General features: G+C 48.8%; 21 protein-coding genes. 3 read left to right on the top strand and 18 right to left on the bottom strand.

The genetic code is table 11. The annotated features are described in order from the left end of the window. Positions 1–156: 156 nt before the first annotated feature. From tkt to DW677_RS11185, 6 genes are all read right to left on the bottom strand, one after another. Positions 157–2,139, bottom strand: a complete 1,983-nt coding sequence (tkt, locus tag DW677_RS11210) for a transketolase (protein WP_117567256.1) — start codon at positions 2,137–2,139, stop codon at positions 157–159. A 93-nt stretch (positions 2,140–2,232) separates the two neighbouring features. Beyond that, on the bottom strand, positions 2,233–3,678 hold the full coding sequence (locus DW677_RS11205; RefSeq protein ID WP_117567254.1) for a DUF5711 family protein: 1,446 nt from the start codon (positions 3,676–3,678) through the stop codon (positions 2,233–2,235). 181 nt (positions 3,679–3,859) lie between these two features. After that, positions 3,860–5,260, bottom strand: coding sequence for a LysM peptidoglycan-binding domain-containing protein (locus DW677_RS11200; RefSeq protein WP_117567252.1), 1,401 nt, complete (start codon positions 5,258–5,260; stop codon positions 3,860–3,862). A 131-nt stretch (positions 5,261–5,391) separates the two neighbouring features. Next, entirely contained in the window at positions 5,392–5,994 is a 603-nt protein-coding gene (gene yyaC, locus DW677_RS11195) for a spore protease YyaC (protein ID WP_117567250.1), read from the bottom strand. 341 nt (positions 5,995–6,335) lie between these two features. Next, entirely contained in the window at positions 6,336–7,325 is a 990-nt protein-coding gene (locus DW677_RS18530; RefSeq protein WP_207658984.1) for a M15 family metallopeptidase, read from the bottom strand. A 266-nt stretch (positions 7,326–7,591) separates the two neighbouring features. Next, positions 7,592–8,692: a hypothetical protein gene (locus DW677_RS11185; protein WP_117471039.1), complete on the bottom strand. Its 1,101-nt coding sequence runs from the start codon at positions 8,690–8,692 to the stop codon at positions 7,592–7,594. A 185-nt stretch (positions 8,693–8,877) separates the two neighbouring features. On the opposite strand from DW677_RS11185, the gene DW677_RS11180 reads away from it, so the two are divergent. Then, positions 8,878–9,144, top strand: a complete 267-nt coding sequence (locus DW677_RS11180; RefSeq protein ID WP_117567248.1) for a hypothetical protein — start codon at positions 8,878–8,880, stop codon at positions 9,142–9,144. Between the two features lie 472 nt (positions 9,145–9,616). Here DW677_RS11180 and DW677_RS11175 read toward each other — a convergent pair whose 3' ends face one another. The 3 genes from DW677_RS11175 to DW677_RS11165 form a co-directional block, all read right to left on the bottom strand. Continuing rightward, positions 9,617–10,966 carry a glucose-6-phosphate isomerase gene (locus DW677_RS11175; protein ID WP_117503583.1) on the bottom strand — a complete coding sequence of 450 codons (1,350 nt, stop codon included), beginning with the start codon at positions 10,964–10,966 and terminating at the stop codon, positions 9,617–9,619. Between the two features lie 234 nt (positions 10,967–11,200). After that, positions 11,201–12,331 carry a hypothetical protein gene (locus DW677_RS11170; protein WP_015552903.1) on the bottom strand — a complete coding sequence of 377 codons (1,131 nt, stop codon included), beginning with the start codon at positions 12,329–12,331 and terminating at the stop codon, positions 11,201–11,203. A gap of 212 nt (positions 12,332–12,543) precedes the next feature. Beyond that, complete coding sequence (locus DW677_RS11165) at positions 12,544–13,236, bottom strand: 5'-methylthioadenosine/adenosylhomocysteine nucleosidase (RefSeq protein WP_117483589.1); 693 nt, start codon at positions 13,234–13,236, stop codon at positions 12,544–12,546. A 457-nt stretch (positions 13,237–13,693) separates the two neighbouring features. On the opposite strand from DW677_RS11165, the gene DW677_RS11160 reads away from it, so the two are divergent. Then, complete coding sequence (locus DW677_RS11160; protein ID WP_015552901.1) at positions 13,694–13,942, top strand: TIGR03905 family TSCPD domain-containing protein; 249 nt, start codon at positions 13,694–13,696, stop codon at positions 13,940–13,942. A 214-nt stretch (positions 13,943–14,156) separates the two neighbouring features. Here DW677_RS11160 and DW677_RS11155 read toward each other — a convergent pair whose 3' ends face one another. After that, positions 14,157–14,687, bottom strand: a complete 531-nt coding sequence (locus DW677_RS11155) for a DUF6147 family protein (protein ID WP_117567246.1) — start codon at positions 14,685–14,687, stop codon at positions 14,157–14,159. 66 nt (positions 14,688–14,753) lie between these two features. After that, the gene (locus DW677_RS11150; RefSeq protein ID WP_117567244.1) at positions 14,754–15,635 is read right to left on the bottom strand and encodes a hypothetical protein; all 882 of its coding nucleotides are present in this window, start codon (positions 15,633–15,635) and stop codon (positions 14,754–14,756) included. A 114-nt stretch (positions 15,636–15,749) separates the two neighbouring features. Here DW677_RS11150 and DW677_RS11145 point away from each other — a divergent pair, with 114 nt between their 5' ends. Then, entirely contained in the window at positions 15,750–16,820 is a 1,071-nt protein-coding gene (locus DW677_RS11145) for an undecaprenyldiphospho-muramoylpentapeptide beta-N-acetylglucosaminyltransferase (protein ID WP_021904060.1), read from the top strand. Here the strand turns inward: DW677_RS11145 and DW677_RS11140 are convergent. The 7 genes from DW677_RS11140 to DW677_RS11105 form a co-directional block, all read right to left on the bottom strand. After that, positions 16,811–17,356 carry an RNA polymerase sigma factor gene (locus DW677_RS11140; RefSeq protein WP_117472544.1) on the bottom strand — a complete coding sequence of 182 codons (546 nt, stop codon included), beginning with the start codon at positions 17,354–17,356 and terminating at the stop codon, positions 16,811–16,813. The genes DW677_RS11145 and DW677_RS11140 overlap by 10 nt on opposite strands. Positions 17,357–17,485: 129 nt before the next feature. Beyond that, complete coding sequence (locus DW677_RS11130) at positions 17,486–19,108, bottom strand: recombinase family protein (protein ID WP_071431012.1); 1,623 nt, start codon at positions 19,106–19,108, stop codon at positions 17,486–17,488. 107 nt (positions 19,109–19,215) lie between these two features. After that, a complete protein-coding gene (locus tag DW677_RS11125) occupies positions 19,216–19,401 on the bottom strand; it encodes a hypothetical protein (protein WP_004849804.1) in 186 nt (61 codons plus the stop codon). Positions 19,402–19,671: 270 nt separating this feature from the next. Next, positions 19,672–21,012 (bottom strand): virulence-associated E family protein, encoded by a 1,341-nt coding sequence (locus DW677_RS11120; protein ID WP_009321442.1) that lies wholly within the window; start codon positions 21,010–21,012, stop codon positions 19,672–19,674. After that, positions 20,897–21,637 carry a CHC2 zinc finger domain-containing protein gene (locus DW677_RS11115; RefSeq protein ID WP_014079457.1) on the bottom strand — a complete coding sequence of 247 codons (741 nt, stop codon included), beginning with the start codon at positions 21,635–21,637 and terminating at the stop codon, positions 20,897–20,899. The genes DW677_RS11120 and DW677_RS11115 overlap by 116 nt, the downstream gene beginning before the upstream one ends. Positions 21,638–21,684: 47 nt before the next feature. Continuing rightward, positions 21,685–23,100 (bottom strand): MobQ family relaxase, encoded by a 1,416-nt coding sequence (gene mobQ / locus DW677_RS11110; protein WP_085953783.1) that lies wholly within the window; start codon positions 23,098–23,100, stop codon positions 21,685–21,687. Between the two features lie 59 nt (positions 23,101–23,159). Further along, complete coding sequence (locus tag DW677_RS11105) at positions 23,160–23,477, bottom strand: DUF3847 domain-containing protein (RefSeq protein WP_008816380.1); 318 nt, start codon at positions 23,475–23,477, stop codon at positions 23,160–23,162. Positions 23,478–23,626: the final 149 nt, after the last annotated feature.

Here is a 23,626-nt window from a genome sequence, read left to right as displayed (position 1 = left end):
CCCTGATTTTCCGCTATCCGTCCAACAACGGCTTTCAGCCATCTGTCCGGACAGCACACGACCTTGCGGAGCTGCCGCCCCATAGTCCAGGCGCCAGCCCCTATTTTTCACAGCCGCCCATTTCACATCGGGCTGCCGCATTTTCCATCTATCTGATTAGAACAGGGTCTTTACAGTATTTACAACGTTCTCGACCGTAAATCCGAACTTCTCGAACAATTTTGCTGCCGGACCGCTTGCTCCGAAGCTCTTCATGGTCACATAAGCTCCGTCGAGGCCGACATACTTGCCCCAGCCGAAGTCGGAAAGTGCCTCAACGACAACTCTTCTTCTGACTTCCTTCGGAAGTACGGACTCCTTGTACTCTGCGCTCTGCTCCTCGAAGATATCCATACACGGCATGGATACGACGCGGATCTTCTTGCCTTCAGCTGTAAGCTCTGCTTTCGCCTTAACCGCAAGATCAACCTCCGAACCGCTTGCGATCAGGATTGCGTCCGGTGTTCCCTCGCAGTCATCGATCACATAGCCGCCCTTTAACGCGTCCTTGCTGCTTCCCGGGATCGGATTGAGGTTCTGTCTGGAAAGGACAAGCGCTGTCGGTGTCTTCTCAGATGTTACTGCAGACAGCCATGCTGCGGATGTCTCTGTCGCGTCACACGGACGGAATACATGGAAGTTCGGCATTGCGCGGAACATAGCGAGCTGCTCGATCGGCTCGTGGGTCGGTCCGTCTTCGCCAACGCCGATGCTGTCGTGAGTCAGAACAAATGTCAGCGGAACTCCCATCAGTGCGGAAAGTCTTGCCATCGGTTTTACATAATCACTGAACACGAAGAATGTCGCAACATAAGCGCGGAGACCGCCGTGAAGCATGATACCGTTGCCGATCGCTGTCATTGCAAGCTCTCTTACGCCGAAGTGGAGGTTTCTGCCTGCCGGGTTCTCTGCGGAGAAGTCGCCCGCATCCTTCATGGCTGTCTTGTTGGACGGAGCAAGGTCAGCAGAACCGCCGATCATGTTCGGCATGATGTCCTTTAAGATGTTGATCATCTTGCCGGAAAGGGAACGTGTTGCCTCTGCCTTGTCTTTTGTGAGCCAGAGTGCCTCGTTCTCGATCAGTGACTTTGCGTCCGGAGCTGTGTGGTACTGCTCCCAGAGCTTCTCCATCTCCGGGTACTCGTCGCAGTATGCGGCAAACATAGCGTTCCATGCTGCCTCAACGTCTGCCTTCTCCTCCGCGAGACGGGAATAATGCTCATAGACCTCTTCCGGTACAAAGAACGGCTCCTCATACTGCCAGCCGAGAGTCTCTCTCATTGCTTTGATGTTGTCAACACCTAACGGCTCGCCGTGGGCGCTTGCCTTGCCCTGTTTAGCCGGGCAGCCGAAGCCGATCTCAGTCTTGATGGTGATGAAGGACGGATGCTCAGTATCAGCCTTTGCAACCTCAATTGCTGCGCCGATGGCATCGATATCTGTTCCGTCTTCAACGGTAATTGTCTGGAAGCCGAATGCTTTCATGCGCTCTTCCACGTTCTCGCGGAATGCGATGTCTGTGCTTCCCTCGATGGAGATGCGGTTGGAATCGTAGAGAACGATAAGTTTACCAAGTCCAAGTGTTCCTGCAAGGGAGAATGCCTCAGAGGAAATTCCCTCCATCATGCAGCCGTCGCCGCCGAGTACATATGTGAAGTGATCGACAACCGGGTAGCTTTCCTTGTTGAATACGGATGCCAGATGCTTCTCAGCCATTGCCATACCAACAGCCATGCCCATACCTGCGCCTAACGGTCCTGTTGTAGCCTCAACGCCTACGGTGTGGCCGTATTCCGGATGTCCCGGAGTCAGGGAGCCGACCTGACGGAAGTTCATAAGGTCTTCCTTTGTAAGGCCGTATCCGAACAGGTGAAGCAGGGAATACAACAGCATGGAGCCATGTCCGCCGGATAAGATAAAGCGGTCACGGTTTGCCCACTCCGGGTTTGCCGGATTGTGGTTCATGTGGTGTGCCCAGAGCTCATAAGCCATCGGCGCACTGCCGAGGGGAAGTCCCGGATGGCCGGAATTTGCCTTCTGGATCGCATCTGCGGATAAAATTCTGATGGAATTGATCGCCAGATTGTCGATTGTGTTCATTGTTTCATTCCTCCTGATAATCCATAGGTGTGGTAACTGTTCATTTTCTTCACAGTTATCAGTGTTGTAACATGTTTTCACTATTACATTTATTTACCTTAATTTAATCTCTTTCATTACCTCGCTGCCTGCGGTAATCAGAGAATTGGTACGATTTTTGCCTGCTCTTACGAGCGATACAGAAAAGTCAAACTGTCCGTTAAACCTCTCGTGTCCGTCCAGGTTGTATTCCCTGCACGATTCCTCATTATACAGGATAAGCCTGTCCCCGTCAATGAGGACGCCTGTGTAGGCGTAGTCAAAATCAATGCTTGTAACCTTCTTTCCATCCGTGTTGTATACATCAAGCCGGTACGGACTTCCGGAGGTACTGTCGACAACGACAGCCGCATATTTATCTGAGTAGCAGATACTCTGGATCTCTTCATCCACCGGAACAAACGTGACATTTGTGTCCGGGATCACATTTTTTACAGAGATAAAGGTCAGCCCTTTATCGGAAAAGGCGCAGACCGTCTGATCATTTAAGTAGCGGATGCGTCCCACCATCTTGTCATCAAATTCTTCTTCAAAAGCGGCGATAAAACGGTTGTTGACATTTTTTCCGATCTCAGAGAAATCGTAGAACGCCACCTTGTTCTTCAGAGCGCCATTTTTCATATACATAACGGACATGACGATCTGTTTTCCGTCTGGAGAAAGCGCGATGTCCACCGGATATCCATCTCCGGATAAGAGCATCTTGATGTTGATCCCCAGCGACTCGCCGTCCTTCTTGAAGTAGAATATGTAGCTCGCCGTGCTGTCCTCAACGACTGCCGCCGTGACACCGCGGGCAGATACCGCTGCTTTCGTGATCGGAAGCTGTGTCTTCGCCGTTCCGGTACATCCCTCTTTGCTGCAGATGTACATCTCGTTTCCCTGCTGGTCCGCGATCACAGCGTAGTCCCCGTTGATGTTGATGATCGGTGTTTTCATCTCATAGCTCTGGGTCCAGATCGTTTTGCCGGAGGCATCGATATAGGAAGCGCCGTCCTTTGTATACTTGATCACGTTGTCGCCGAACATGGCGAACTTCACAAAGCTGCTATCGCCGACCGTTTTTGACGCTTCTGCCGGTGCAGAAGTTTCCGCGGACGCCGTCTCATCTGGGGTTCTGCTTCCCGCCCCGGAAGCGCCAGAGCTTTCTGCCGAAGCAGTCTCACCGGCTCCGTCTGTCCCTGCGCTGTCAGCCGCAGCACTTGTCTCTGCTACCTGTGTTTTCTTATCCGCGCCAGAGTTTTCTGTGTAGCGCATGGACCGCTCCCACTGGACGCTGTAGCCGGTATACTCATATTCATTCATGTACCGGTAGCCGGTAAAACCTAACGCCGCGATAAAGCAGACGGCTGCAACCGCGATGATCCGCTTTTTTCTTCTATATTTGGCAAGCCGGCCACCATCCATCGGTTCTTCCGATCCGTTGTCCGGCATCTGTACGATATTCTGTCTGAGCTGCCTTTTTTTGTTCTCTCTGTCCATAGATTGCATATCACTCATAAAAATCTCCTGAAAATGGACATATATAGGCTAGTATACACCATTTTCAGGAGATGCGCATTAAATTCTTTGTTTTTATTGCAGTTCATTTTGCGGGGCGGAACCAATCTTGACCTGCAAGATAATTTTTCAAAATTTTTACAGGTTCTGATACATTTTTAACAGGAGAAAAGTCTGAAATTTACGGCAGAACCAGCTTCTGCCCTGCCACAATATGGTCCACATTGTCCAGGTGGTTCAGTTCGCAGATTTCGGACAGCCGCTTCAAATTTCCATACTCTTTCCAGCAGATTCCGTATAACGTCTCCCCGTCACCGATCTCATAGATCCGGTAGCCGTTTGCGGACGCGGCAGCGTAATCGACGGGTTCCTTCTTGGAACTTTCCGTGCTGCTCTGTTCACTCTCTTTTCCCATTCCGACGCGGGGCTGGGTCGGAGACTCGGCGCTGGTGGACGGAACTGCCTCCTCTACAGCACCGGATGCGGCGGCGGTCTCATTGCTGGCTGCCGCCGCGGTGTCTGACGGCTGGCTCACTGTGCCCGTCTGCCCACCGGAACTGCCTGGCGTGGACTGCGCCTGCTGCCCATCTGTACTGCCTGTACTATGATTCTGCGTCTGATTGTCCACGCTGGCGGCCTCCGTATCCGTCGCGGCTTCCGTCGTCTCCATAGTCTCCGCCGCATAACTTTCCCCGGTCTCACCGCTAGCCTCTGTCGGGAACACATTTCCCGGGCGCTCCTCGATGACAAAATCCGGCTCCTGATTCAGCTTGTCCAGGTAATCACTCCAGTTCGCCGTCCCCGCAGGCACCACAGAAGTCAGCACAGACTCCATCTGCCGCATCTTGTGATAATTGTTGACGAGGACCACACCTCCTGCCAGCACCGCCACCGTGAGGACCCCGCAGGCCGTCCCCAGGATTCCGGACATATGCCGTCCGGCATCCGCCTGTTCTTTCCGAACCGTCATCCGCTGGCGGAAATCCTTAATGACCTTCTCGTGGGACCCGGACTCCACCCGGCGAACATCTTTCCGCGTCACCATGTAATCCTGCATCATCTGATTCCGCTCATAGTAGATACAGTGGCCCTTTAACCGGTAAAATCCGTCCTCCGACGTGACATAGACCGCCTCCTCGCCTTCCAGTCCATGATTCAGGTACATAAGCTTGTTCTTCCCATTGAAATACTGGTTGTGCTGCTTCCAGTAATTCAGCGGACTCAACTGGCTCGACGGTGCCCCGCAGATAAACCATCCCTGGACCGTCCGCTTCGGAAATGACTCCTCAATTCCCCGGTATGCCTTCTTCCAGGCATTCTCCGAGAATTCTATCTTCTCCCCGGACACCTCCACGTCCTCCATCTCGATGGCCCCATCGATAAAGATATACGGCATGCCGTCATAATTTTCCGTGCTGCCCAGCAGAAGTCCCACCCGCAGCGTCTGGTTTCCCGCCGGATACAGGCGCTTTAAATATGTATTTACATAATCCTCCACATACAGCCGGACCACCTGGTCCGTGTCACCGATCTGGCGGATATTTTTCGGAAGTTTCGGAAACGGATTGTATAATTCTCCCATGCTGTCACCTCGTTCTATCTTCAGGCGGCCGGCATGTCCAGATACCGGCCGCCTCTATATTTACGCGAACCACGAAACCGTGCTTCGTCGGATTCTTTCCGAAGTATAGCATGATACACCCGCAAAACATGTCAAAACGGTGCAGCCTGACTGGAAAAGTTTTCGACACGTCTCCCAATGATCCGCATCCCGAGACAGATGCTGCGGCTGATGCAGTCCGCCAGGCGCATGACCATGGACAGGCGGATGCTCTGCAAAAACAGGGGATCCCCGCTCTCCGCCCCGCCGACGATCCCGGTAATGGAGATGTCACCCACGGCGGCAAGCTCCTTCCGAACGCCCAGTCCCGGGCGGAGCGGTCCTTTTTCCAGTGTCACAAGCCCCACATGATCCCAACGGCCAACGGCGGCATCCACGGCGATGATGATCGCGTCCGGATAATGTTCCTCGATATGTTCCAGCGTCCGGTCCAGGTTCACTGCATGGACCGGATGTTCCAGCGTCCCGATCACCACCGCTCCACCGATCTCCTCTGCCTCCAGACGCGAACCGATCAACGGCCCCAGGCTGTCCCCCGTGGACCGGTCCGTCCCGATACACAAAAACACCACCTGGCGGCGGCCAGATGCCCGCATCTCGTTCATCAAAAGAAGCAGAAGTCTCGCCGCAAATTTCTCTGCCTCAAATCCCGCTTCCGTATCGTAATAAGTGATCTTCCGCCTCCCGAATCTCATGGTAAACACTCCGTTTCCTGGCTGGTTTCTATGAGACATTATAGGCAGAATACGCAGAGATTATACATGTTATTCCCGCTCCATTCTGCTCGTTACTTTTCACGATATTTTTATGTAATATGGAATTTCTCAAAAATCTCCCATTATAAAAAAGAATGTGCCTTGGCACATTCTCGCGCCTCGCGCGGTCGCTTGCGACAATCTGCATCTTCGCGCGAGTGCGCATCTTTGGCACGTTAGTGCCTTTTTATGTAACAGGGAATTCCTCGGAATTTCCTGTTACATAAAAAAGAGACCAGGTACCCTCAAATACCCAGTCTCTCATCAAATCTCTATTTTGCTTAGTAATCAAAGTGCATCATATCCGCTCTGCTGAATCCGGCTCCCCAGTTCCATCCATGTTTTCCAAATGCCTTCACAACATCACTGTCACGTCCAATGGAATACGGATTCACGCCCGGCTCCCATTTATTTCCGACGAGAACTGTTGTACCGTCTACATCGATCTGCGGGTTTGCGTCAGGATTGATATCAATGGCAGTTCCTGAACTATGGTTGCTTCCAAGTCCGTTGCTTCTCCAGTTGTATCCGGCGACGCTCTCGATCGGGAACTTCTCCGGTCCATTATAGATCTCTGTAAAGATCTCCTTTACATCATTCGCGATGGAACTTAACACCTGCACATGCGCTGTTCCAGCAACCTTCTGGCCATTTCTCAGTCTCCATACCGGAATCTCCACACTGACCATCTCAGCGGATGCGGTCGCATCACACGGGTTGGCTGCGATTCGGTCGACCTGTTCTCTCACTTTTGCGATTTCATCCGGATTGTAAGCATCCCAATTATAATATTTTGAAGAATAGTGATAAGCTGCCTTATCTATTTCGCTCAAGTAATCAGCTTTCAGATACCAGTCCGGATCATAATTATAGCCATAATTCCAATAACTGGAATGATTCGAATTGCTGTTACTGTTAGAACCACCGCTACTGTTTCCAGAGGTTCCAGAGCTGCTGTTCTTCGTCTCCCCACCGGCTTTCTGCTTTACCTCGCCGCCAACGACCCAGGCACCGATCCTGTTTACCTGATAGCCATCCGGTGTTGTCGTATTTCTCAGGGCATAGCCGTTTTCATCAAAATAGAAGCTCTCTGCCATTCCATCATTGTCCGTATCGATCCAGGTCCATCTTCCTTTCGGATAGGAACCGTCATCAAACTGGTACCACATTCCGTTCGCGTCGGATTTCCATGTTCCCGCAAATGCGGCAAATGGCATTGCCATGCAGAATACCGCGGCAGCAACAGCAATCTTCATTCCAAGCTTTCTCATCTTTTGTTTTCCTCCCCTGTGATGCCGTTCTTCCTGTCTTTTTCGCACCACTTTAAAATATACTTTTTCTCCAACTATCCAGTACCTTTATAGTTACAAGCAAAAATCCATTCCGGATCAGCTGCGCCGATGGGATTTTTGCCTTCCAGCTTATGTTCTCTTGCGGTCAGCACAGCAAGTGCGCAGACCTACTGAACAGTTATCTTTTTCTTTTCCATTCGTTTTTTATACGAATCGGTATTTTCGTCGGACTTGCTGAGCGTTTTTTACTTTGCCGTCTCTTCCTGGCTCTTATAAACAGCAATCGCGTCACTTATATTGGACGCTGCTCCGCTTCTCACGATATCCGCCAGCGCCTGCAGCTTCTCAGAAGTCATATAGCCTTTTCCTATATATACCTCGTAGTTATCCGTAATAAACAGCGATTTCTCCTTCGCCGCTGTACGCGTACTGCGGAGTTTTTCCGACAAAGAAGCAAGATCATCCTCCATCCGGCCGATCTCTTCTTTATTGTTTGCCGTGATCTCGTCGGAGATGATCGTCCGCGTCACGGTATCGAAGGTCGTCAGCGCTTCTTTCTTTTTCCGGTTGATCTCAGCCACATCCTGATCGAGCTGGGCAATCTCGTCATCGAATTTCTGGAGATTGTAGATCGTCTCGTTCTTGTCCCGGCGGATCGTCTTCGCGATCACTTTCATCTCTTTTTTATTTGCACGGATCTTCGCACGGATGCCAAGTCCCTCTTTCAACACGTCCATGTAGCGCACCTTGGTCATATTTCCCACCGTCACATAGATTCCGCCGAAAATAAGGATCGCCGCCACATAAATTCCAACGAGATACATGGTCCGTCTCTCCGGGATCAGAAAATACGTGCCGCAGGGAATCGCAAGAAAACAGATCAGGATCGTCACAAGAAGTGCCAGAAAATCCTTAAATGTCCTCGTAAAGTAAAGTGCGTAGTAATAATTTCCCCGGCAGAAGCCCGGAACATGATTGGCCTTAAATAAGGTCTTCATCTGATCCGCCAGTTCTTTATTTTCCCGCACAAGTCCCCGGGTGTCCTCCTCGATCCGTTCCTTGACGCCCTGGTTTTTTGCTTTTTCACGCTTCGCTTTTACTTTTTTAAGCCGCTCCTGGGCCTTTCCGAGTTCCGCGTCATAGCTTTTTGTGATCTCTTCTTTCCGCTGCTTCACCGTCTGACTGATGGTTTCTGTAACAGAACGCTGTTTTCCCTTAAGGGAACTCTCTAACTTTTTCTCGTCCGCTTCGAGCTGCTCCACTTCTGTATTCAGAGCTTCCAGTTCCTGTACTGCCTGTCCTGCGCTGGCAAAAAAAGCAGCATAATCTGTAATTGGCTGTCCCATCTTTTGTCCTCCTGGCTCTGGTTCAAGTATGTCATCAAAATGTCCATATAGATATAGATTACTACAATTTTTCTGACGATACAAGGCATTTTGGGCAAAATGTTGTGCCTTTACTTTCTGGAAAAAATCCGTTATACTGTTTTTCAAATCATGATCGTGAAAGCAATCGAATGGAGGACGTTTTTATGTTCCAGATCTGGGGAAAAATATGGAAAGATAACCATCTTGTGCGAGATATGGTTTCCTGCAATAACGACTATTCCATGTCAAGAACCGCCATGGTATTTCAGGCACTGGATGAGATCTGCCATGAATTTGACTTAAGCCAGCCAATCTGGCTCGACTCGAATATCCGCGACTTTCAGCTGCATGATAAGACGCGGTTTACGAAGGACAGTTTTATTGAATCGATCGATTTTGATTATCTGGAATTTCAGGTGATCGAGGAGTAAGCTCCGGTTCATGCACCGTGCAGGCAAAAACCGGAACGAAAGCAGGATAACCTTCCGGGAAATATGGTAATCACCTGATGGATCTCCGCAGGCAGTGTCTTGCCGACGGAGAACAATCAAATTCAAGTCGAACGTCCGTGAGACTTGGCGCGTGATTCTGGTCAGCGCAAGCTGACATATTCTTTACAGAATCACTGCGCATCCTCGCGGAGCGTTTATCTCAGTTGGAGATTGGACTCCCACTGAGACTAATTTGTTATGACTCACCACCTGAAATGGTGGGAGTCTTCTCGACTGAGATAAAAATCAGCCCAACATCCTATCGTGTATTTCCTGTCTGGAGAACACCTGGATATCGGGCTGATTTTTATTTTCATCTCTATCTACGGCTGACTTTTTGCGAATGTTTTTTCTCTTTCTGCCATCTGCATACTTCGCCTCACAAGCCGCATAAAATATTCGTCCTTATAACTTATAATCTCTTGAGAAGCGCCTCTCTTGCCTCCTCATAGCCCGGTTTTCCAAGCAGGGCGAACATGTTCTTCTTGTAGCTCTCAACACCCGGCTGGTTAAACGGGTTGACACCAAGGATGTAGCCGCTGACGCCGCAGGCAAACTCGAAGAAGTAGAACAGCTGGCCAAGGCTGTAAGCATCCTGCGCCGGGATCTTCACCATAAGATTCGGCACGCTGCCGTCTGTGTGCGCGAGGATCGTTCCGTTCATGGCGCTCTTGTTTACAAAATCAACCGTCTTTCCTGCCAGATAGTTCATACCATCTGTGTCGACATCCTCTTTCTGAAGGACGATCTCCGCCGGAGATTCTTCCACGTTCAGAACGGTCTCGAACATGATACGTGCGCCGTCCTGAATAAACTGGCCCATGGAGTGAAGGTCTGTTGTGAGATCAACGGCTGCCGGGAAAATACCTCTCTGGTCTTTTCCTTCGCTCTCACCGAAGAGCTGTTTCCACCACTCAGATACATAATGAAGGCTCGGCTCGTAGTTTGCTACGATCTCCACCTGTTTTCCTTTTCTTAACAGGATGTTGCGGACCGCGGCATATAAAAGTGCCGGGTTCTTCTCATACTCTGTCTCAAGAGCGACCTTTCTTGCGTCCGCTGCACCTGTCATCAGGGCGTCGATATCTGCTCCGCTGACTGCGATCGGTAAAAGACCTACGGCTGTGAGCACGGAAAAACGTCCTCCAACGTCATCCGGAACAACGAAGCTCTCGTATCCCTCTTCGTTTGCCAGATTCTTTAAAGCTCCCTTTGCCTTGTCTGTGGTCGCATAAATTCTCTTGTTGGCCTCTTCCTTGCCATACTTGCCGATCAGCATTTCCTTGAATACGCGGAAAGCGATCGCCGGCTCTGTGGTTGTGCCGGACTTAGATATAATATTAATGGAGAAATCTTTTCCTTCCAGTACATCCTGAAGATCATGGATATATTTGCTGCTGATGCTGTTTCCTACGAAATAGATCTCAGGAGTTTTTCTCTTTCCCTTCGGCAGCACATTATAGAAGCTGTGGGATAAAAACTCGATCGCAGCGCGGGCTCCGAGGTAAGATCCGCCGATACCGATCACGAGAAGCACATCGGAATCTCCCTGAATCTTTTCTGCCGCTTTCTTGATCCTTGCAAACTCTTCTTTATCATAATCAACCGGGAGGTCGATCCATCCAAGATAGTCATTGCCTGCACCGGATTTTGCTGTCAGGACATCTTTCGCGCCCATAACGGTGCTCTTCATGTTTTTCATTTCCTCTTCGCTGATAAATCCGGCTGTCTTGGAATAATCAAATACGATTTCTTTACCCATAACCCTGTCTCCTTTTCTTGTGTGAGATTCACAATCTCCGTTCGTTATTATACCACTTCGTGAAACCCTTGACAATGGACGGAAGCAATTTTATCGGCACTACATCTTCACTCATCATCCGCTTTCCTCCCCCAGGTTTTAAGCACTGCGCCGTGCTCCTGATTTTTCGATTTGTTTGCCGTTCTGTTTCACCGTCTGCCTTGTATTGTTAAAATATGGACTGCCTTGCTGATTTTATACCCCGCCACTCTGCAATGTATTAAACAGCGTCTTCAGCATGTCCAGCTCCGCCGGCGGGATTGAATTCCGTATCAGATCCAGCCTGTCCGAATCTTTCAGCATCTCCTCCGGTTGCTCCCTGCTCGCGGCGATCTGCTTCAGGCTCTCGCTCAGATGATTGATACTCTGGGCAAGCTCCGTCTCACTTGTCGGTACTTTTCCGCCTGTTCCTGAATTTTCCTGTCCAATATCCCGGACATTTTGAACTGTGCCTCTATTATAATCGGCCTTTCCCGCCGTTTTTTTTGATGAACTGCCTGCGCTGTTCCCATTTACGGCCTGGTCGTCCTCATTTTCCTGGAACGCGGGTCCTTTTCCGTCCAGACGTGACGTTCTCCCGGTGTCCCTGGTCCTGGCGAGACTCCCTTTTTCCACCTGGTCCGTTTCCCCGTTCCCGTTAGCAGCCTGTGCGTCCTTCTTTTTTCCAAGGACAGAAAAGCGGCTGTTGAGCTTTTCTTTTCTCGCATTCTCCTGGTTTCTTCCATATCCAATGCCGCTGGTGCCTGAAAAATCTACGATATCGGAAGAGCCCACCGCCTTTTTCCGCTCCTGCCCGGCGTAGGCGCTGTTATCCACACTTTTATAAAAATGCGGAGAGTTTTCCACATAATCAACTAAATGATCCGCAAGCTGTTTCCGTTTTGTCCCGGCACCGATCCCGTTGTCCACAAATGCGAGGAACAATCCGCCAAAAACGCCCGCTGCCCCGTAGAGCACAATATAATAGTTGTCACACCGATACCAGTAAGCACCGAACGCCGCCGCTCCGCCTGCCATAAAGCAGAGGATCATCGCCTGCACCGACAAATTGTCCCACCCGTCAAGGCTCATGTGCATGAAACGGAATCCGTAGAGCTGTTTTTCTATGTACGCGTTCACATTTCGGATCCCGTGGTTAATAAGGAACACATTTTCCATGCGCTGTTTCAGCGCCTTTAAATTTTTATCCTTCGTGAGAGCCATGTTTCCGGTTTCTTTGATCAATCTTTTGTAGAGGCTGCCTGTTACGAGTGTGCTGAGTGTCCCGAGCGCACAGATCGCTGCCAGGACATAGAGCATTCTCCCTGTCTGTAAAAATTCCAGCATAATCAGTTCCCCTTTCTTCGTCCAGATCAATTCCAGATGATGCCACTAATTATACCGGCCTAGAATGTTTTTGAGAAGGTTGAGAACGGAAGAATCGTTCGTCAAATGGGGACAGGAATCGCGTTTTAAGGTGATAGTGGAGGTAAAATATTCTCGTAGAAAGTAGTTCTCGCAGCTTTCTTGCTCCAGAAAACTTTTTGAGTCTTCTCTTTTTAGATTCTCTTTACAAGTGCAAGCATCAGGTTCACGGAATGCTCAACAGCCTTTGCCTCAAACTCGCCGTAATCCATATGGGCGCTGTCATCTGCCTTGTCGGAGATCGCACGGACGATCAGGTACGGAACCTTGTTTAAGTATGCGGCCTGAGCGACTGCTGCGCCTTCCATCTCTGTGCAGTACGCGTCGAAGGTGTCATGGATCCAGTTCTTTTTCTCCTTGCTGTCGATAAACTGGTCACCGCTGGCAACGCGTCCCTTGAAAGTGCTGATATCCGGGTTTGCCTCTCTGCATGCCTCTTCCGCGAGAGCTAAAAGTCGCTCATCCGCCGGGAATTCCTTCACGCCAAGCTGGGGAATCTCACCTGCCGGATATCCGAATCCGCCTGCGTCCACATCGTGCTGTACTGCAACAGTAGAGAGAACGAGGTCACCGATATTGATCTCATTTCTTAAGGAACCTGCGATTCCTGTATTTACGATTCCATCCACCTGATAAAGATCCACAAGGATCTGGCTGCAGATACCGGCGTTTACCTTACCGATACCGGAACGAACGATGACAACGTCCTTTCCCTCCAGTTTTCCCCTGCAGAAATTCATTCCTGCCACTGTCTTCATCTCTGTCTCTGTCATTTTCGCGCGAAGCTTCTCGACTTCCACTTCCATTGCTCCGATAATACCAAGCATTTGAATTCCTCCGTGTTGTATCATATGATTTTAGTCTGATCCCGAAAGCAGCAGTTCATCTGCTGCTCTTAAACATAGATTCTGTCTGAGTTTTAGACGCGTTCTTACCGTCTTTATCGTTCTCATTATACGGGATACAGAGCGGAAGGTCAAATAAAATCCTTAGCTCATCCGCCGATAAAATCCTCAACTCATCCGTCGATCTCCAGAATGACCAAGTCACTAAGTTCGCTCGCTCTTCTACTCACCTCGAACTAAGCTGGCCCGTTTTTAATAATTCCGATATTTGCTTCGTCTGTAACCTGTAAACTTATTTTTTCCGTCTGGAAATCTTGCTTTATCGCCTATCCTCAGCTCTTTCCGCGCTTCTCTTGACAATGATTCTCTGCTGTGAGTATAATAAGGATACTTTCAAACTGGCCGCAAGGTCATATTTTTTACAAACGGAGGTTTTTATATGGTATACAAGACACAGGGCACCTGCTCCAGAGAAATCCATTTTGATGTAGAGAACAACAAACTCAAAAATGTAAGCTTCGTTGGCGGCTGCAATGGAAACTTAAAAGGTATCGGCCTTCTCGTTGAAGGCATGGATATCGACGATGTCATCAAGAGAGTCGAAGGCGTAAGCTGCAACGGCCGCCCAACCTCATGTCCAGACCAGCTTGCAAGAGCTTTAAAGCAGTATAAGGAGCAGCAGGCTTAAACATCAAAAGTGAGTCATTTCCAGACGTAAAAATAGCCCCGCAAGAGGTTTGTTGTGCGCGGGGCTATTTCTTTTATTCAGTTCATAAATTGTCGAATCATTATTCTCACCGGCCTCGACCGGTTTTATCTACGGTGTCTTCCCATCAACCATCTCCCTTTATCAGTTTGTGTCTATATTATCCGGCCGGAATAATATACTAAAGTATTAAAGGTTAAACTGCATGGTCGGTGAGAAGGACACCGTTTGTCTGGGTAACTTTAGCTTCCGCCTCGTCGCCCCACTCAACAAGATGCATTGCACGAGCACGATAATAACGATTAAGTTCACATCCTGTCACTGTAAATCCCACATGATAAGAGGTTAACTCAGGATCTTCATCTTTACTTTTTTCAAAATCCCAGTGGTCAACTTGCACCCAATTTTCCTTTTTTTCATCCCAAACTTCTAAAAAAACAGTCTGATATATGCTATCTACAATTTTATGCGCATATGTATCTACTGAAATATGCAATGTTCCGTCTTCTTGATTAGTTATTTCAATTAAACCAGCTGACAACATAATGCCACGCATACTATTATTGGTACTATCACTCGACGTTTTTTCGTTATCCGTTAACAATACACTTTCTCTCAAATCATCATCTACGCTGTTTTCTGATATTGCAGGCATTGCGTATGCCATATTTGTCATCATAAGCATACAAATTAAAATACTGCAAAGTGTTCTTTTTAAAGCTTTCATAAATCCATCTCTCCTTTATTTGTTTTATATATATAAACGTAAATTAAAGAGAAATGTGACCACTTTTTAATAAAAATATAAATATTCTAGAATTTCTTTAAATTCAGTTTCAGATATGCAGCCATGAATATAATAGTAATTATTATTAAAAGTAATCATCGCCTCACATTCCTGTTCCCCATTTTCTAAATTATTTACCGAATATTCTATTTTCCTATTCATCCATTTATTTGTAACCTCTTGAGACACTAACCTGTCAGATCCTGCCCCCGTCGATGAATTTGTTTCCTTTTTTCGTTGAACAAGGTAAATTACATTATCTCGATATAAAAACTGAATATCAATTCCATCCTTGTATGTTTCAAATGAATCATACATCATTTCCTCTGGACAATAACCAAATTTCAAAAAAGGGATATCCAATTGTTTTTTTACCGCATCATATACTTTTTCTAATTGCGATTCATTGAAATTATTCTTGTCATTATCCAAGAAAATTTTTGTAGGCTTACCCGTTTGTCTAAAGAAATAACTCTTCTTCCCAATCGCCGTCCCCCCAAGCATCCCTGCAATCACTGCCACCAACGCCGCAGTAGCAAGGACCTTCTTCTTTCCGAATCGTATCACTTTCTTCTCATTCTTCTTTTTCTCTTCCGCTTCAGAGATTACTGTTACCGTCTTCTTTGGAAGCTCTTCTGCAATTTGAATGTTGGCTGATTCGTTCTGTGGAACCAGAGTCGGTGTCTGGGAGACGGTTTCCTTTTCAAGTTCGGCTTTTCGTGCCAGGAAACGTTTCATGAGTCGATCTTCGGCGCCAGTGAAGTTTACATCTTTGAAAGTCTCGTTTGCCTGATCCAACTGTTTTAACAGCTGATCATCCGAATAGCCAAACGCTTCCCGAAGACATTCGCTTATTTTCTGATCCTCACGATTCTCCGTGTCTGCCATGATTCAGCACCTCGCTTCTTCCTTTGTATCTATTAGGGGTTGACATTTCTCTTTCAGCCGTTACTATTAAATAGTCAGCAGCTGTGAAATTCTTGCTCCATGGAGGCAATTTTTATGAAAACCATTCTTCTCACCGGCGGTGGTACAGCCGGTCACGTTACTCCGAACCTTGCCCTGATTCCGTCTCTCAAGGCAGCCGGATATGATATTCGATACATTGGTTCCTACAATGGTATGGAACGCAAACTGATTGAAAACGCAGGTATTCCTTACGACGGAATCTCTTCCGGAAAACTGCGCCGATATTTCGATTTAAAGAACTTTACCGACCCATTCCGCGTATTAAAAGGTTACGCAGAGGCCTTAAAGTTGATGAAAAAATACAAACCGGATGTTCTCTTCTCTAAGGGCGGCTTTGTTGCGGTTCCTGTTGTCCTCGCTGCAAAGCATTACCACATTCCGACGATCATCCACGAGTCCGATATGACTCCAGGTCTGGCAAATAAACTCTGCATTCCGTCTGCAAAATGGGTATGCTGCAACTTCCCGGAGACCTTAAAGTATCTTCCGGAAGGAAAGGCAGTCCTCACAGGATCCCCGATCCGTGCAGAACTCCTTCAAGGTGACCGTCTTGCCGGTCTGCAGTACACAAACCTCTCTGCGGCAAAACCGATTATTCTTGTAATCGGTGGAAGTCTGGGCTCCGTAAAAGTAAACGGCGCGGTCCGCAGTATTCTTCCAAAGCTCTTAGAACAATTCCAGGTGATCCATATCTGTGGAAAAGGGAACCTGGATGAGTCCCTGATTGGAACTCCCGGTTACGTTCAGTATGAATATGTTGACAGTCCGCTGAAGCACTTATTTGCGGCAGCTGATCTGATTGTCTCCAGGGCAGGTGCAAATTCCATCTGTGAAATTCTTGCACTCAGGAAGCCGAATGTCCTGATTCCGCTCTCCGCAGCGGCCAGCCGTGGAGATCAGATCCTGAATGCCAATTCTTTTGCAAAACAGGGGTATTCCACGGTTCTGGAAGAGGAGAAAGTGACTGACGCCACTCTTTTTGACGCGATTCACGATACCTACGAGAACCGCCGGACATTCATTGATAGTATGGAAAAGAGCCATTTAAATAATGCAATTGATACGATCATGAAATTGATCAACGATTGTGCTGATCACAAATGACCGCGGTCCATACGACTTTTCAGGTTTTCTCTTAAGTATTTTCTTGCTCTTGAAATTCGCGAACGACACATGTCGTTCGTGATTTCAAGACGCTCACAAATTTCTTCAGTCGTAAATCCCTGGATGAAATACATCACCGTGACATCCTTCCACGATTCCCTTAAACCATCCAGGACCTCGAAGATCTGACCGCAGCTTTCTCTGCTAATTACGGATTGCAGCGGATCGTATGTGGAAAGATCTGCGACATACTCCAGTTCACTCACATCTTCGTCCTCATTCGGCTTGATGCTTCGCTTCTCTTTTCTAAAATAGTCGATACATTTATTCTCGACAATACGCGCCAGCATCACTTTTATAGCTTTTTCACTCTCTAGCTTCCCGCCATAATCCGCCCGGTAGAACGACCAGAATGCTTCCATGACAATGTCTTCCACATCATCATATGGCACTCCGATCGCATAAGCCAGCTTCATATACATTTGAGCATATTTCGTAATCAGTACTTGCAGCAGTTCATCTTTGTCCTGCGGCATAAATTCTCCTTTAAAAATCTCTCTGATTACAGTGCATCTTTAATCTTTTCTGCTGTCTCAGCAAGAACCTCCGGATCTTCTTTTCCCGTTTCCCTTAATTAAAGATATTGTTGGGTAAAAAAAGAAAGGTCAGTCGATTTTGCCGATGAAGCGGTAGTAGATTTCTACTTCCTGCTCACGGCTTCCATCCTCGCCCTTGACAGCTTCGTGGACGGTTATTTTTTCAATTAGAGTGTTCAGAAGTTCGGCGGTCAGCTCCACAGGGTTGACATACTGTTTCATTAGGGCAATCCACTTTTCAGCATCCGCTGCGGTCTGTACGGCGGCTTCCATCATTTCGTGAAGCTGTCTTATTTTTGTTTCAAGCTCCTTTTGCTCGTTCTGGTACTTCTCGGACAGCATATTGAAGTTATACTCGGTTATGCGTCCGGCAGACCAGTCCTCATACATTTTAGCAAACAGCCCGTCAACCTCGGCTTTACGCTTCTCTGCCTTTTTCAGCTCCGCAGCCTGCTTTTTCTTCGCAGAGTTCCTTTCCCTGTCGCTGACATTGAGCAGCCGTTTCAGCAGCTTGTCCTCATCTTTCTGTGCCAGCATAGACCAGTATTGCAGTCTTGCAAGCACATAGGCATACAGTACATCATAGCGGATATAGTGCATGGAACACTGGCGTAATCCCTGTCCGTTCTTGCTGCAATGGTAGTACCCGTATGGGTTTTTGTTCTGCTTGTTTTCCCCATAGGCTAAAGACCATCCGCAGTCTGCACATTTTATCAATCCTGCGAAAATCTGTGTCGTACCGTTTCTGCGTTTCCTGCGTCTGCTTGCAATCAGCTCTTGAACTTTTTGGAACACTTCTTCGGAAATGATGGCTTCGTGGGTATTTTCCACACGATACCATTCTTCCTGCGGCTTCCGCACCTTTTTCTTGTTCTTGAATGAAATGTTGCTCTGCTTGTTGTGAACGCTGTGACCGATGTAGGTTTCCTCTTTCAAAATGCTCTTGACCTGTGCAATCGTCCACGCATAGGCTTTTTCTGCGGGCGCACCGGCGTAGATATTGGCGAAAGTCCCGTATCTTTCATAGTTCAGCCAGCCGGGGGTAGGTACTTTTTCCTCCACCAGAATCCGTGTAATGCTGGCGGCTCCACGCCCGTGTACAGCAAGGTCAAAAATCTTCTCTACAATCCAGCGTGTTTCCGGGTCGATCAGAAGATGACCTTTTTTGTCCGGGTCTTTTACATAGCCCAGCGGTGCATAGGCTCCATAGTGTGCGCCATTGGCAAATCTTGTGTGCATGGCAGCCTTGACCTTTTTGCTGGTCTGTCGGGCGTGCATTTCATTCAGGATGTTTAAGAACGGTGCAAGCTCGCTTTCTCCGTTGATGGTGTCCACATTGTCATTGATGGCAATGTAGCGTACTCCCTTGCTGGGGAAATAGATTTCCGTGTACTGACCGGTCAGGATATAGTTTCTTCCCAGACGGGATAAGTCCTTTGTGACAACGCAGTTGATTTTCCCGTCTTCGATGTCATCAATCATCCTTTGGAAACTTGGACGCTCGAAATTTGTCCCACTCCATCCGTCGTCAATGTACTCGTCTACAACGGTCAGCCCATGCTCTGCGGCATACTGTCTAAGCATCATGCGCTGGGTCTGGATACTGCCGCTTTCCCCCTGTAATTCATCGTCACGGCTCAATCTCAAATATAGTGCAGTGTTATAAATCGTTGTATTGTATGGTTGTTTCACGGTTAAAAATCCTCCTTCTAAAAGAAACAACCCACGCTTATACAATACTCGCTGGTACAAGTATATCATAAGCGTGGGCTGATTGACAGTCGTTATTCCGTATTTTTTCAGGAAGCGGCGGCAGCGTGCTGGATCACATCTTCCAGCAGGCTGTCAAGCGGCTTCCCATCCTGTGCGAAATGCTCCGATACCTTGATACGGACTTTCCCCATGACAAAATACTGGGTGCCGTCTTTTTCGGTAAGCAGGGTGCCGCTGTTTTTGTTATTGCTCTCGTTTTTGCTTTTTGCCATAGGCAGTTACCTCCATAAATGAAATATGCCCGACAAGGGAATGTCAGACAGGTGTACAGCCGCAGACTGTCTCCGTGTCAACCAAACCGTGTCAACCGGCAGAAAAGACTTTGAAAACAATCCATAGGCGCTCTATTATTACTTTTTACTTTTTCTTTGATTTCTTGGTTGACATGGTTGACAAAGGAGAGAAATGCCCCAAATATCAGGCTTTTCCCCGTCAACCGGCTGTCAACCAAAGCGTCAACCAAACTGTCAACCGGTGGCTTTTCAGAATGGAAGTTCCATTTGCCGGGCTTCTTCTTCCGTGATTTCCTGAAAACCGTCCCCCTCCGGCGGAGCTTGGTTGACACGCTCCCAGCCTTTTTGAGAACCGTATTTCTTATACCGCTTCGGGCTTTTGTAGGCTACCCAGCCCTGTATGATGCCGCCCGCAATGCCGGTATTCATAATCTCGCAGATTGCCCGTGTCTCCCAGTCTGCCGGGGAATTTAAGTTCCCCAGCGCTTCCTCATAAAGCTGCTTGGAACATACCCTGTCGCCGGTGTAGTCCTCCAAATAGGCGTAGATCATGCCGGCCTGTGTGTCTTCCTGCATAAAGTCCTGCTGGTGGGCGTTCAGGTATCGGTTCATTTCCATGCTGAATGACAGCTTATACTTCCCACTGCGATAAACCGTCATGGCTTCCGCCCACATCTGTTCGATATACGCCCTCGCCGCCGCTTCATCGTCCAGTATGTGAACCTCCGCCCGTTCCGGGTACACCGTCACGGGGAGAAAGCGCCGGTTGCCGGTGCGGTCACGGGGCAAAAAGTCCTGCCGGTTGGTCGTCCCTCCAAATACACATTGCCGCAGCCGGTCTGCCGGATGTGTCTCATACGGCACTTTGTAGGTTTCTTTCTGGCGGCTTAAGAATGACTTGATTTCCTCAATACTCTTGGCGTTGGCTGTGGCAATCATCTCCGACATCTCGATAATCCAATGCCCTTGCAGCTTGCGGTACACATTTTCATCGTCCAGCTTTTTCAAATCGTCTGAAAACCATTCGTCCCTGCCTGCCAGCAGCCGGAAAAAGGTAGATTTCCCGGCTCCCTGACCACCAACCAGACAGAGCATGACCTCAAACTTGCTCCCCGGTCTGAATACCCGCCGGATGGCTCCCATCAGGAACAGTTTCAAGGCTTCATAGGTGTATTCGTCCGTATCGGCTCCCAGAAAGTGATGCAGGGCGTAACGGATGCGCTCTGTGCCGTCCCATTGCAGGCTGTTCAGGTAATCCCTGACTGGATGGTAGCGGTTTTCATTGGCAACAATCTTGATGGCGCTCTGCACCTTTTTCTCGCTGGTAAGCCCGTAATTTTCTTCCAGATACAAAAGCAGGTAGTTCATGTCCATGTCGGTCAGCGTGGTACTGGTGCGCTCCCAGCCCAGCGGCTTCACAATGTCAATCTGCTCCGTCAAAAGGTTCAGGCGCAGCGCCCCGCGAAACAGAGGGTCACGCTGGAACACCGTCAGGCAGTTTCGGATGCTGTTCTTCACGCCGCCTTTCTGCGTCCCCTCTAATGTTTCCCGGATTTCTGCCGGTGTCTGCGCCGGTTCCATTGTGTCCATCGTCCTTTTGACCGCTTCCTGCGTTTCCGGCGGCAAGCTCTGAAATTCGCTGTTCAAGCCGCAACACCTCCTTTCCCTGTGCGGCGATCAATGCCGCTTTTTCTTCTATTTCTCCGTATAACAAAATATCCAAAAGGTATTCTGTGTAGCTTATCCTCTGCAACGCTTCCACAAAAAGAGGATGCCAGATGGCATCCTGCGGCTGTGGGGCGTGTGCTGTTTTCCAATGCTCCAGCAGGCGCAGATAATCGCATAGCACCCGGAAACAATACCGTTCCGTTTCCTGAAATCTCTGCTCCGCTGATTTTTGTCGGGGCTGTGACCTGTTGTGACGCTTCCTATCTGGCGGCGCATTGCCGGATTTCTCATAGGAAACGCCGAAGTCCTCCGCAAGCCTGACCGCAGCTTCCCGTTTCCCCAATCCATGCAGCAAAGCGGCAAAGTCGATCACATCCCCGGAAGCCCCGCAGCCGAAGCAGTAAAAGCGGCTGTCCACTTTCATGCTGGGCGTGCGGTCATTGTGGAATGGACAGCAGACCATGCCGTTTCTCCCCACCCGGATTCCATAGAATGAAGCAGCCTGCCGAGTGGTAACAGACTGTTTCACCGCTTCAAATACATTCAAATGCTCCCTCCATAAAAATACTGGTAGCGGTAAAGCTGCCGATTATATCATAGCTCCATCTCATGTTTCTTTCTCTGTACTGCCTGTGGCTGCTCCCTCCGGCGCAGTGCGGTATCTACGGCGTTCTGCACCTGCCGTAGCCGTATGACTTCCTCCCGGAGTGGCTTGTGCTGCGGAGACAGTTCGGCATACTCTGTTTTTAACTGTGCGTATTCCTGTTTCCATGCTTTCAGGGCAATGGGTTTTCCGTCCAGTTTTTCTTTCAAAATACGGCGGGCGGCATAAAACAGCCGTAACTCCGCATCGTGGGATGTTTCAAATTTCTCCCTCTGTTTCTTAAACTTGATATTGTTCAATTCCGTATGAACAGGTTTTAGCCGCTGGTAATTCTCGCCCTCCCGTATCAATTCCTGCAATTCCTTTATCCGGGCAGATTTCTTTTTCATGGAGTCGCTTAACGCTTCAAATTCTTCGTTGACAGAGGAAAGACGCTCCTGCAAATCCTCTAATGTGAGCAGCTTGTTTTCCGTCAGATAATTGACGGCTTCGGCAAACTGCTTTAAGTTTCCGGTTCTGGCTTTATTGCTCCATGCCCCTGCGTTGCGCTGGTTGTAATAAGCGATCAACAGGTCGGCAAGGCTCGGTGTCTGCGGTTTGGAAAGTTCTTCTTTTACCTCTGCCATCCAGACAAACAGGGCTTTGATCTTCTTCCTCACATCCTGCATGAGCCGGTTGGTGGCTTTAATCCAGCGGTTCAGTTCCCCTTTCTCGGTGCGGATGCCCTTTGCTTCCATCTGCCGGACATTAGCTCCCTCGTGGACAGTAGGTATCAGGTCAAGCCCCTGCCGCACATAGGAACGGTGGTCGATACGCACATCCAGCCCTTTTTCCTCAAATTTTGTATTAACGGCAGCCGCCCACTGCTCCCGCCAGTGTTCCAGCGTTTCCGGCTCATGCCAGTCTGTTGTATGGACAGCGTTAAACATATAATCGCCGTTTTTATCCCGGATTCGGTTTCCATCTTCATCAAGAAGATATTCCCGACGCTGTTTTTGTCCCCATGTGCCATCCGGGTTCAAAGGGCGCATGGTTGTCATCACATGAAAATGCGGGTTAGGGATGCCGCCGTCCTCTTTCTCCGGGCTGTGAAAAGCAAGGTCGGCAATCATGCCTTTTGTCACAAACTGCTCCTGTACGAACTTCCTCGCCAGCTCCATGTTTTCTTCCAGCGTCAATTCATTCTGCATGGCAATATCAAAGGAATAGGCAAGCTGTGCTTTTGGATGTTTCTCGCAGTTCTCCACAGCATTCCAGAGGGTCGCCCGGTCAAGATATATTTCCGGCGCATGGGGCGGCAGCATGATTTCCGAAGCGATCACGCCGCCCTTTTTGGTGTAGTCGCTGACTTCTCCATAGTAGCTGCTGTAAAGACGCTCCCCGGCTCGATAGGCTGCGCTGGCAATGGCGCTCTGACCGGCGCTGCGCTTGATCTGTGCGATTGAAAAATGATAAAGTGCTATCCTTAGTCACCGCCTTTCTCCTGCCCGGAAATACGGGCGTGGTTCTCTGTGGCAGACCGGATGAAATGCTCCGCCTGCGGCAGATTCAAAATGCTTTCCATGAGGGAATAAAATTCCGCTTCGGATAGCTCCTTTGTCTGTGGTGCAATGCTCTCAATAGCTGCCCCACGGGTAATCAGCCGGTGCGTCCTCTGTTTCCGGGAACCGCTTTCCAGATACGCCTGCCGGTTTTTCAAACGCTGCATTTTCCGTTTTTCCTGTTCCAGCAGGACAGTGGTTTTTTCATATTCCTGCTTCAACTGTTCCAAAGATTTTTCCATGTTCTCACATCCTTTGCTGATAAGATAAAGAAAGACCATCCGCAGACAGTCCGTGTGTCAGTGCTTCTATAAAACCCGATGAAAAGGGAAAACCGCAGAGCGGATTTCTCTTTGCGGCGAGTACACAGGGGATAGCCGCTTTAGCGGCG

This window comes from Clostridium sp. AM25-23AC (assembly GCF_003435125.1).
Classification (GTDB): Bacteria; Bacillota; Clostridia; order Lachnospirales; family Lachnospiraceae; genus Pilosibacter; species Pilosibacter fragilis.
Note: the sequence above shows the minus strand (reverse complement) of the source record. Positions and strands in the feature narration are given on the sequence as shown.